This window comes from Pseudovibrio sp. POLY-S9 (genome assembly GCF_001431305.1).
Classification (GTDB): domain Bacteria; phylum Pseudomonadota; class Alphaproteobacteria; order Rhizobiales; family Stappiaceae; genus Pseudovibrio.
Window position 1 is genome coordinate 65,858 of record NZ_LCWX01000260.1, and the last position, 10,912, is coordinate 76,769.

The 10,912-nt window shown below is 48.2% G+C and carries 11 protein-coding genes and 1 pseudogene; all 12 read left to right on the forward strand.

The window, feature by feature from the left end:
* Positions 1-348: pseudogene (locus tag PPL9_RS33950) on the forward strand (flagellar M-ring protein FliF); the annotation flags it as partial.
* On the forward strand, positions 345-977 hold the full coding sequence (locus PPL9_RS29325; RefSeq protein WP_057466024.1) for a hypothetical protein: 633 nt from the start codon (positions 345-347) through the stop codon (positions 975-977). The pseudogene PPL9_RS33950 and the gene PPL9_RS29325, both read left to right, overlap by 4 nt.
* Before the next feature lie 5 nt (positions 978-982).
* Positions 983-2,704 (forward strand): MotB family protein, encoded by a 1,722-nt coding sequence (locus PPL9_RS29330; RefSeq protein ID WP_057466025.1) that lies wholly within the window; start codon positions 983-985, stop codon positions 2,702-2,704.
* The gene (locus PPL9_RS29335; RefSeq protein ID WP_057466026.1) at positions 2,704-3,942 is read left to right on the forward strand and encodes a hypothetical protein; all 1,239 of its coding nucleotides are present in this window, start codon (positions 2,704-2,706) and stop codon (positions 3,940-3,942) included. The genes PPL9_RS29330 and PPL9_RS29335 overlap by 1 nt, the downstream gene beginning before the upstream one ends.
* Complete coding sequence (locus PPL9_RS29340; RefSeq protein ID WP_057466027.1) at positions 3,942-5,315, forward strand: flagellar hook-length control protein FliK; 1,374 nt, start codon at positions 3,942-3,944, stop codon at positions 5,313-5,315. Before PPL9_RS29335 ends, PPL9_RS29340 begins: the two co-directional genes overlap by 1 nt.
* The gene (locus tag PPL9_RS29345) at positions 5,272-5,847 is read left to right on the forward strand and encodes a transglycosylase SLT domain-containing protein (protein ID WP_057466028.1); all 576 of its coding nucleotides are present in this window, start codon (positions 5,272-5,274) and stop codon (positions 5,845-5,847) included. The genes PPL9_RS29340 and PPL9_RS29345 overlap by 44 nt, the downstream gene beginning before the upstream one ends.
* A gap of 89 nt (positions 5,848-5,936) precedes the next feature.
* Positions 5,937-7,172: a flagellar hook protein FlgE gene (locus PPL9_RS29350; RefSeq protein WP_057466029.1), complete on the forward strand. Its 1,236-nt coding sequence runs from the start codon at positions 5,937-5,939 to the stop codon at positions 7,170-7,172.
* A gap of 10 nt (positions 7,173-7,182) precedes the next feature.
* On the forward strand, positions 7,183-8,613 hold the full coding sequence (gene flgK / locus PPL9_RS29355; RefSeq protein WP_057466030.1) for a flagellar hook-associated protein FlgK: 1,431 nt from the start codon (positions 7,183-7,185) through the stop codon (positions 8,611-8,613).
* Between the two features lies 1 nt (position 8,614).
* Positions 8,615-9,697: a flagellin gene (locus PPL9_RS29360; protein ID WP_057466031.1), complete on the forward strand. Its 1,083-nt coding sequence runs from the start codon at positions 8,615-8,617 to the stop codon at positions 9,695-9,697.
* A 41-nt stretch (positions 9,698-9,738) separates the two neighbouring features.
* Positions 9,739-10,086, forward strand: coding sequence for a flagellar biosynthesis regulator FlaF (flaF, locus tag PPL9_RS29365; RefSeq protein WP_057466032.1), 348 nt, complete (start codon positions 9,739-9,741; stop codon positions 10,084-10,086).
* A 15-nt stretch (positions 10,087-10,101) separates the two neighbouring features.
* Positions 10,102-10,545: a flagellar biosynthesis repressor FlbT gene (locus PPL9_RS29370; RefSeq protein ID WP_057466033.1), complete on the forward strand. Its 444-nt coding sequence runs from the start codon at positions 10,102-10,104 to the stop codon at positions 10,543-10,545.
* 11 nt (positions 10,546-10,556) lie between these two features.
* The coding region (locus tag PPL9_RS29375; protein ID WP_057466034.1) for a flagellar hook capping FlgD N-terminal domain-containing protein at positions 10,557-10,912 on the forward strand (356 nt) is incomplete at its 3' end.

Here is a 10,912-nt window from a genome sequence, read left to right on the forward strand (position 1 = left end):
AATATGGGGTCAGTGGTTAACGCCGGTGCAATCCTTATTGTTACGCTGATGATTATCTGGTTCGGTCTGCGCCCAGCTGTCGCCTTCCTTATTCCAAAATCTGAAGAAGTTGAAGAAGGTTTGCCAGTTGGTGGCAACTCCAACGCTGTTCGTGATGGTGAGATTGAAGGCGAAGATGGCCAGTTGCCAGATTACACAAACGGGGACGGCATGTCTGGTGAAGGCGTTGATGCGACCGTTGTAAACCGTGATAATCTTCGCAAGCTAGAGCGTGCCGTTGAAATGGATGATATGCAGGCAGCAATCATCCTGAAGCAATGGATGTATGATCAGGAGCGTGCTGGATGACACGCGGCATCAACGACTATCTAGCAGACTTTACGACAGATACAGGCGTTACCACCAAAGACCTTCATGACATGCAGGAAGTGATCTCCATGCTTCCAAAGGGATATGGCGAAGGTGGGGACTGGGTTAACCGTGTCTTCGAGGCTTATGAAAATGGGTTCTCAGAGGGAGAAGAAGCTGCCAAGTCGGGTGCAGATGAGCGCGTCAAGAAGATGCGTGAAGAATTAGACGTTGAGCTGATCGAGCGGGAAAAAGCATTCAAAGAAGGGGAGGGCGAGAAGTTAAAGGAAGCTTTTCAGCAATCTCTCGTCGAAATTGAAGACAGACTGTCTAAGGCAGTCTCCGAAATTCTGGTTCCGTTTATCGAAGAGAGCGCACGGGATCGTGCTGTAACTTCATTGGTGCAGGTCGTGCGTCGACAACTCTCTGAAACGCCTGAAGTCGTGCTTGAGGTAACTGGGCCCGAATATTTATTTGATTTGTTCGGCAAAAAAACTGGTGAACTTTCAAACACAATTAAATTTTCTGAAAACTCCAGCACTGATCTTGTGGTGAAGGTGTCTGACATGGCGCTTTCCACCGGCCTATCGGAATGGTGCGAGGAGCTTCGCAGTACGCTGGGAGAGTAGTAGCCATGGCGTTGGAACCACAAGAACTGATTATCGTTCGCAGGCGTAACAGCGACATGATCACCGTCCCTAAGTCAGGTGTTTGGAAGATTGCCTATGCAGATTTTGCAACGGCGATGATGGCATTCTTCCTTCTCATGTGGTTGGTCAATGCATCTGATGAGGCTTCTCAGCGCGGTATTGCAAGCTACTTCAATCCGATCAAACTAGTAGATTCTACCGCAAGCCCTAAAGGTATTCGGGACCCTGAAGAGACACCGTCTCCTCTTGAAAGTGATGAGGGTGTAGACAACGGCAAACCCGTTGGCGCTGGTGGTATCGAAAAGAAAGGCCCTACATCGGGCGGTGGTGCTGACAGGCCTGAACCTGTTTCCGATCGCGAGACCGGTGAGAATTCAAAACTCGCTGGTGCAAACGCGGAAGACGGCGGTGTTAAGCCAATCAATGCCATTAGTCGTGATTATGAGCGTGATGCGCGCTACAGCGAAGCTCAGCTTTTTGACAATCCTTATGCAATCCTTGCTGCGCTCGCTGCAGAAGCAGAATCTACTGTCGAGACAGACGGCTCCCCTGGCACAGGTGGTTTAGGCTCGCTCAAGATGGCGAAGACCCCAGTTCTCTTCGCACTTCCGAACCGTGATCCGGATGGACAAGGTTTGGCTGACGGAACCAGTTTCCGCGATCCGTTCGATCCTTCTGGTTGGCAAGAAGATGAGCTGCCAGGCAATGCGCCTTTACTTGCCCAAATTCCGATCCTTCATGAAAAAGAAGAAGGTATTCCGGCGAATGAGTTGACCGCAGAGCAAATCAAAGTCTTGGAAGAAGCTTCCGAACTGGCGCGCGGAGGTAAGAACCTTCCGGCAGTTTCGGGCGAGGCGTCCGCTGAGAACTCTGTGATTGTAATTGGCGATGCTCCAGACGGTGAAGGCGAGAGTTTTGCCGAGGGAGAAATTCTGAACCAGCTTGCTCTGAGCCAGGCAGAGGCAGATGGCGAAGATGCTGTGATGACGCGCCTTGTTTTCGCTGAAGTGAAAGCAGGAACAGCTGCTGCTGACGATGCAGAACAGGAAGTTCCGACACTGATCGAGGACGCTGAGGAAATTCAGAAAAACGCCAGCATGAAGGTTGATATAAAACAGCCTGATCTTGTTACAGAGCCAGTAGAACCAGCTGATGCCAAGCTTGAAACTATCGCAGTAGTTCCTGCTGCAAAGCCTAGTGAGCCATCTCAGAAGTCCGAATCTGGTGATGATGAGGACGACGAAGGCAATAAACAGCTCGTCTCTCTGGCGAACTCCGTTGGTGAAGCACTTGAAGGAATGAAAACCGGAGCGAGCATTGAATTCACGCATTCTCAAGATGGCGTTCTGATCCGCATCATGGACAATGACGACTTTGGAATGTTCGCTGTCGGGTCCTCTGAGCCTCATCCAGACGTTGTGAAGGCGATGGAGCAGATCGCGAAGGTTCTTGAAGAAGAGAACGGTGAGATCGTCATTCGCGGTCATACAGATGCACGGCCATTCAAATCCAAGCGCAATGACAACTGGCGTCTGTCAACGGCTCGTGCCCACATGGCTTATTTCATGCTCACTCGGGGTGGTTTGGATGAAAACCGTATCGTAGGCATTGAAGGCTATGCAGACCGCCGTCTGAAGGATGTCGAAGAGCCATACGCTCCTCAGAACCGCCGTATTGAAATTATGCTGATGAAAGGGAAGGCTTGATGCTGGTTAGCGCTGCAAGAAAAGCTGGAACTTCTCTGCTGAGATCTGGACTACTGACCACTGCGCTGATTTTAGCCGCATGTCCTGTTGCAATGAATCTTCAGCCAGCATCAGCCCAGATGGTGTCGACAGCGGATCCTGATCTTATGGTTCTGGAGCTGCAGATTCTTCAAGATGAGATCATTAAGGGGAATCTCGAAGCTTACAACTTGCTGCAACCTTCTCTCATTGTGATTGGCCGTCGGTTCCTTCGGCTGGATCCTGAGATTTGGAAGTTGGAGAAAAACTCACGTGCTGCTGTTTCATTTATGCTCAGTGGCGGATCTGGGTCAGTTTTTCAGGAGCTTGCGGTTCAAGGTGTAAAGTTCACAGGTGATCCAAACCTGTTTGCCGGCGCCATGGCCTATTCGCAAGGCAATCGCCAAATGGCGTTGAACTTGTTGTTAAAGGTCGATCCAATAACGCTTCCGGTAGCTGTTGCAGGTCAGGTGGCTCTGGCGCAGGCGATCTTGATTTCCAATAATGACCCGGCAGGCGCACAACGTTATTTTGATCTTGCGCGCTTGATGATGCCTGGCACGCTTGTGGAAGAGAGCGCATTGCGCAGGCAAGCGCCAATGGTTGCAAAGCTGGGCGATACAGAAAAGTTCGAGAGACTGTCTCGTCGGTATCTGTTCCAATATAGCTCCTCTGTATTTGCCTCTGAATTTCGGGACACCGTCGCCGATGTGATCAGCGGTTCTGATTATCTAAAAAAAGAAGATGAATGGGACCGTGTGTTCCAGCTGGTCTCGGAGTTTGACGAGGAATCTCAAAGCATCCTTCTCCTTCGCCTCGCCAAAGCTGCTTTGATCAGTGGTAATACCGCTTTTGCAGTTAAAGGTAGCGCCGCATTTCTTGATCTCAATTCAGATGATGCAGAGCGTGTGAGTGAAGCCAAGCTTTACCTTTCAGCCGCCAAAGCTTCTGGTGAAGAGTGGGAACAGGCAATCTCTGGTTTGGTTGAGGTAAAGGCTGCAGACTTAAGTGCAGGCAATCAATTGATCCAGGCTGCTGCAATCGCTATGGCAAATACTATTCGAGAATGGCCACAGCCAGAAACGCCTGCTGCCTCCGAGTATGTCCCTTACGTTCCACACGTTGGGCTGGATGAGAAGCTTTATGACACTGAAGTGTTAGTCCCATTTAAAAACGCACTAAACGATGCAGATGAAGCACTGAAAGAGGCCGAGTTTTGATGAATGCAACTCTTCCCAATGTAGATCGTAGTGCTTCTGCTAAAGATGCAGCAGATACTCGTAAAGAGTCCGCTCGTTCCGAAAAAGATGACCGTGCGAACGGGTTTGATAAGGTCATCGATAAAGTTCGCGATGACAAAAAAATCCCGGATCGCCGAGATACTTCTAACGAGAAAAGAGATACAAAATCTGCATCAACAGAGAGTAAGTCTGATAAAAGCGATACTGATGCTTCAGAAGCTCTCAAAGACCTTTTGAAAAAGGCTGGCGCAGGTTCATCTGACGCCGACGGAGCTGACGATACTGTTGCGAAAGGTGAGACTGAAGCCGCTCAAAAGGTTTCAAGCGCTGCAGAATTGCTTACGGATGAGTTGTTGGCCAAGCAGCTTGTTGTCAATGCAGCAATGACAGCTGAGCAAAAAGCTGGATTGCAGATGAGTTCAATGACCGGTCTCGCTAATATGACCAGCTCTACCGTCACCAGTCGAGATGGGACGATGGCTCAGGTTCTGAACGCGTTAAGCTCAAAAGAGTTGAAGGCCTTGAACGGCGAAGCCGATGCGAAATCGAGTACCGCGAAAACGAGCGGAACTGCTCAGGGGCAGGGTACCTCAGAAGTAGGCAGTCTTAAGTCTGCTAATGTTGGCCCAAAGCTTGAAGGCAGCGGTGCAATCAACTTGCCTCAGACAGAAGGAAACACGGCTGGAACCAAGCAGGTATCAGCTGACTTTCTGCTAAAGCAAGGCAAATCGCAGCCAGACGCCTCTGTAAACCAAAATGCTGGCAAGCCTGCAGTGGGCGGTGAAGTTAAAGTGGTGAGTCTTGAGACGCACCTTCCACCTGCTGAGTTGGGGCGTCCTGCGCAGCAAGTCGCCAGTGCTTTGTCCAAGCAACTCTCTCAAGCAGCATCCGCAGCAAATACAGCTCAGGAATTGGCAGCTCAAGCCGCTGATGCAAAAGCGGTAAAGCCCGTTAAATCGCTCGAGATCCAGCTGCGCCCCGACAATCTTGGCGCTGTTCGTGCAAATATTCAAATGCGCGGTGGTGAGTTGGAAATCTCTCTTGTTACGAACACCCGGGAAGCTGCGGATATGCTGAAGGGTGATCGACAGGCATTAGCCCGTGTTCTGCAAGATGCTGGTTATCGCACTGAGACACAAAACATCACCGTCAATTTCAAAGAGGAAGTCTCTGATCAAATGCGTCAGTCTGGGCAAAATCAGGAACGGTTCGGTCGGGGAGAGAACTCTGAAGGAGATAGCGGTGAAGCTGGGGCTCAGCAAAACTGGGAAGACCAACCACATGCGGATCATGCCGGGGTAGGGCAGAATGAAGCGGACGCTCAAGATATTCGCAGCGGCATCTATTTGTAGTCTGATAGCACTCTCTGCGCAGGCGGCTGGAAAGAAGAAGGCCATCCGCCTGTGTGAGCGTCAGATGCAGGAAGCAGCACAGCAATACAACGTGCCGCTTGGGATCCTTTATGCGGTTGGTCTGACTGAGACAGGCCGCAAAAATTCATTACATCCCTATGCTCTCAATATTGCTGGCAAGGCCTACTTCGCCGACAGCGCAACAGAAGCGCTCGCTGCGATAAAAAGATCGCGAAATCGGGGTGTGAAACTGATTGATGTTGGCTGTATGCAGATCAACATCTACTACCATCTCAGTAAGTTCTCCGATCTCCGTGCAATGCTCGATCCCTCACAGAATGTTGCTTATGCAGCAAGATTCCTCTCTGAGTTGAAGCAGCGTGAGAAGAGCTGGACCATGGCCGTCGCCAGGTACCATGCCGGGCCAAACAACAACCCTGCACAAAAGCGTTATGTATGCCGCGTGATCAAAAATATCGTCGCGTCCGGTTACGGGCGCTGGACGCCGAACTCATTAAAATTTTGTAAATAATTCAACAGGTTTCGGGTCAGGCTCAGACAAGATTAACAAGCTTTACTGCCACGAGTTAATTTTGCAATTGATGTAGCCAGGAGCACACCATGGGCCTCTACGGAATTATGAATACCAGCGTGTCAGGTATGAACGCGCAGTCGAACAAACTCTCAACTGTCGCAGACAATATCTCAAACGCGAACACCGTAGGCTACAAACGCTACAAAACAGCATTCTCCTCCCTTGTTGGTTCTGGTAGTAGCTCTGGTCATGAATCCGGCATCGTGAACACAACCGTTGTTCAGTCCGTCCGCCAACAAGGCGCCTTCAACTTCACCTCCCGCGGTACTGATCTTGCGATCAATGGGAATGGCTTCTTTCAAGTAGAGGACTCTCAGGGCGGTACCTACTTCACGCGTGCTGGTGATTTCGTTCTCGATAAGAACGGTCAGATGGTAAACTCCGGCGGCTACAAGCTACTTTCAGCAGGTGGCACTCCTGTTAGTGTTGATCTAAATACCCCAGTTTGGCAGGCGAGTTCAGAAGGCGAACTAGGAGTTAACTTGGCGTCAAGCACGCCTGCTCCGGCTACTGCTCCAGCAACTGGTCTTCCTACAGGGTACGATTATAAAACATCGATCAGTACGTTTGATCAGAACGGCAATGCAGTTAAGATTGATGTGGTATTCACCAAGCTTTCTCAAACGCACGTTGATCCTCTTGATCCAACGAGTGATGTTACTGGTTCTGAGTGGCTTGTTGAAGCAATGGATGAGGCAGGTAATAAGATCGATCCATCAACGACACCGGCGTCTCCTGGTGAATTGACGCTTCAATTTGATGGTGATGGGAACTTATCTGCTGTTTCGCCGACGGATTTTCTATTTAAGGTGCCAAATGGTGGAGTTGTTACGCTTGATCTGAGTAAGACTGTGACCGCCGGTGAAAAGTTTAGTGTCAACAAAGTTGATGTTGATGGATATAAACCATCAACTATTCAAACTATTCGCATTGAATCTGATGGGCGCGTGTTTGGCGTTTACGGCAGTAGTGCAGAAAAACTCTTAGATCAGATCCAGATTGTGAACTTCTCAAACCCTGATGGCCTCCAAGCTAAGAGCGGAAATGTTTATGCCGCAACTGATGCTTCTGGTGATCCTGCAGTGGGTTTTCCGGGCGATAATGGTTTTGGTTCTCTCTTTTCAGGTGCGGTTGAAGGGTCAAACGTTGATCTTGCAGCTGAGCTAACAGAGATGGTTCAGGCTCAGCGCACATACAGCGCGAACACAAAAGTGTTCAATGCGAGTTCTGAGTTGCTCCAAGAACTGAACAACCTGCGTTAGGGGCTCCGATATGTCTCTTACTTCTGCAATGCTCACGGCGCAATCGTCCATCGCAGCTCGCTCAGCTGAGATGGCAATTGCGTCCCGCAATGTCGCTAATGTCAATAATCCAAACTATACTCGCGTAGAAGCAAGCGTACAGAACATTGTTACTGATACCGGATCAGTTGTTTATGTTTCTCATGCATCTCGCTTGGTCAATCAAGCAGCATTTAAAGCAACCCTGAAGACAGGTAGTGCTGCCATTGCTGCAGGTTCCTATGCCAAAATGCTTGATCAGCTTAACCCGTCCGGGCAAGTGCCTTTTGGTACAAGTACTGCGACTGCGATGGGTACGCTGAATGAGACACTTGTTGCTTACAGCAATGATCCGTCAAATAAGGTGCTCGGACTTTCGGTTTTAAATGCAGGTCATAGCCTGGTTGATGGATTGAAGCAGTCTTCTGAGACACTTAAAGAAGCGCGCTTGAACTCTGATGCTGCTATGGGGCGTGCGGTAGACAATATTAATAATATCCTCTCTGATCTTGAGGGTGTTAATGATAAAATCGTTCTAGGCACTGCTGCTGGTACGGACGTCAACGCGTTGATGGATCAACGCGATGAAATGCTAAAGGTTCTCTCTGAAGAAATAGGTATCGAAGTTCTTCAGCAGAACAATAACGGGGTGGCGATCTATACCGATAGTGGCGTTACTCTTTTTGAGAAAAGTGCGCGCGAAGTTACATTCGACACCTCTCTTCATTTAGGGTCTGGAGATGTCGGGAATAATATACTTGTAGATGGTATTTCTGTCGCAGGACCTGGTGCGACTGCCCCAGTCACTGGTGGAGCAATTGCTGGTTATGCCAAAGCGAGAGATGAAACTCTTGTTACGATGCAAACGCAGCTTAATGCCGTCGCGGACGCGCTGGTTGAGACTTTTAGAGAACCGCAGCCTGCTCCGGGTACAAGTGATGGGCCTGGTTTCTTTATCCTTGATGGACCTACCACTGCGGATGCTGTTAGTCGTTTGCAGGTAAACCCATTGGTTGCGGCAGATGTTACCTTGCTTCGTGACGGTGGCATCACGGCTGGTTACGAGCACAATACGGGTGATGCTGCTGGTTATTCAGATCTGCTTCGCGGCTATACAGATAAACTTAATGCTGTGCAGTCTTTTACCGGGGCCACTGGGGTAACTGCTAATTCCACCCTGCAGGATTTTACTGCAAATACGGTGAGTTGGTTCAGTGCTGAGCGTAAAGTCGCGACTGAGAATTCGACGTTGAAGGCATCTGCATTTAGTTCTAATGCACAAATGCTGTCAAATACGACAGGTGTCAATATTGATACTGAGATGCAACGCCTACTTACAATTGAAACAGCCTATTCTGCGTCTGCTCGTTTGATGACGACGGTTGACAATATGTTCAAAGAGCTCTTGGGAGCAGTGAGATAAAATGGTCTATTCAGTTTCTACATTGTCGAGTTCTTTGCGTTTAACTGACTATCTCATTGAGCACAGAGCGCGGTTAGATAAAGCGGTAATCGAAAACGCTTCAAAGAAACATGCTGATTTTGGCTTGACGTTAGGTGCACAGACCGGAATGACGACATCGTTCCGCTCTGAGTACTCTCAAATGGTGAGCCAGCTGAACACCAATAAACAGCTGATTACTCGTTTGGAAGTGATGGATACAGCTCTTGATAATGTAGAGAAAAGCGGGACGGACTTTCGTTCAAACTTGATCGCTTTGCAGAAAGATGCCGGGACCTTAAAAACGGCTTCGGATCTGGCATATACAGAACTTGGTAAGCTGACAAATGCATTAAATTCTAACGTTGGAGGAGTTTATGTTTTTGGCGGTATTAATACTGGTTCCGCGCCTGTTACAGAGTTCAAAACGAATCCATCCGATCCTGCATCTGATCAACCTGAAGACAAGATTATTGCTGCTTTCAATACCTTCTTTTCTCCGACCACATATACTGATGAGGTCGGTGTCAAATCAATTCCTGCTTCAGGCCACCCCACTGGAAAAGACTGGGATGGTTTTCTAGAGAGTAGCAACTTTAAGAATATTTTTGATGCAACTTGGGCGCCTGATTGGACATCGGCAACCGTTGAAAAAATGCAAACAACTATCAGTCCTGGTGTGACAACTGATGGATCAGAAACCGCAAATTCTGAGACGTTTCAAGAGCTGGCTAAAGGTTATGCGATGATTGCTGTCTTCGGGAAACTTGATATTCAGAAAGGTGCTGAAGAACTCATTTTTGACCGAGCCATCAATCATCTCAATGTAGGTGTTGGTAAGACAATTGACATGTCTGCTAACAACGGTGCGATTAAAGCAAATGTGACCCGCACGAATACTGACATTGAAGCGAAACGAGATGTTTTGAACCTCCGGATCATCGATCTCGAGAATGTCGATGAGAATCGAGCAGCAGTTGAGCTGAGCCAGGCTCAAACTCAGCTGGAAGCTACTTATTCAATTACTGCCAAGATCAAAGATCTAAATATTATGAAATATTTGTAGGTCATCAGCAGAGACGGATTAAATTTCTCTAGGAGTGTTGAATGTATCAAATGTCTTATGCAGAAGCTCTTGAAGACTCTTCTTATGACAGAAGAGGGCAAGAGAGAGAGCTGTTTTCTCTGGTGGTGGCTCAGCTGTATGCAGCTAAGGAACTTGGGAATAGCTCTAGCGAGGCTGCACAGGCTCTGAAGTCTGTCCATCGTTTATGGAGCATTTTGATAGATGATCTGGGAAATCCAGAAAATGCATTGCCTGCTGAATTACGTGCAGATCTTATTTCAATCGGAATTTGGTGCGTGAAGCAGGCAGATCTGATTCGGACAGGGAATTCTGACGATTTCCAAAGTTTAATTGAAATCAACGAATTAGTCCGTGATGGCCTCAGCTAATTAAGGGGATTTAGAATGCGTTTGCACCTAAAAGCAGGTGAAAAAGTCTTTATCAATGGGGCTGTTCTATCATTCGAGCAGAAGACGTCGGTAAAGCTTCTAAATGACGCAAGTTTTCTTCTTGAAGCTTATGTTATGCAGCTCGAGGAAACGATAACACCTTTGCGGCAATTGTATTTTTACATTCAAAATGCGCTGATCGATCCAAAGTCGGAGTTAGATAGCCTTCAACGTGCTCTACTGATGTTGGCATCTATTCGGAAAGCTGTTGAAAATACCGACATTCTTGATGGTCTTGAACTTGTCGAAGTGAAAATTAATAAACGCCGTTACTTTGACGCTCTTCGGACGCTGAAAAAACTATTTGATGTCGAGTTGTCGATTTGGTGCGAGGACAACGAAATAGATCAAGCTAATGCTGATGTCGCGCCCTTCGCTCGTGCTGTAGGCGAAAACTAAAGGATTTTATCATGAGTGTTGATCCAGTATCTTCCGCAAATAGTACTCAAAGCAATGAACCTGTCTTTAAGCCGCAGGGCAGTGAGCAGGCTTACTTAGATTACAATGCGTTTCTAATGCTGTTCATGGAGTCTCTTAAGAGTCAGGATCCGACAGATCCGTTGGATACCGCTGAGTATATGGGCCAGTTGGCGCAGTTCTCCGCTGTGGAGCAGTCCACAAAAACGAACTCGCATCTGACATCCATGCTTCAGCAGAATTCCATCAATCAGGCCAACAATCTGATCGGTGCAACGGTTGAGGTGCCGAATGCGGATGGTACGGAAACCATGACCGGCAAAATCAAGTCCGTTCAGATCCTTACAGA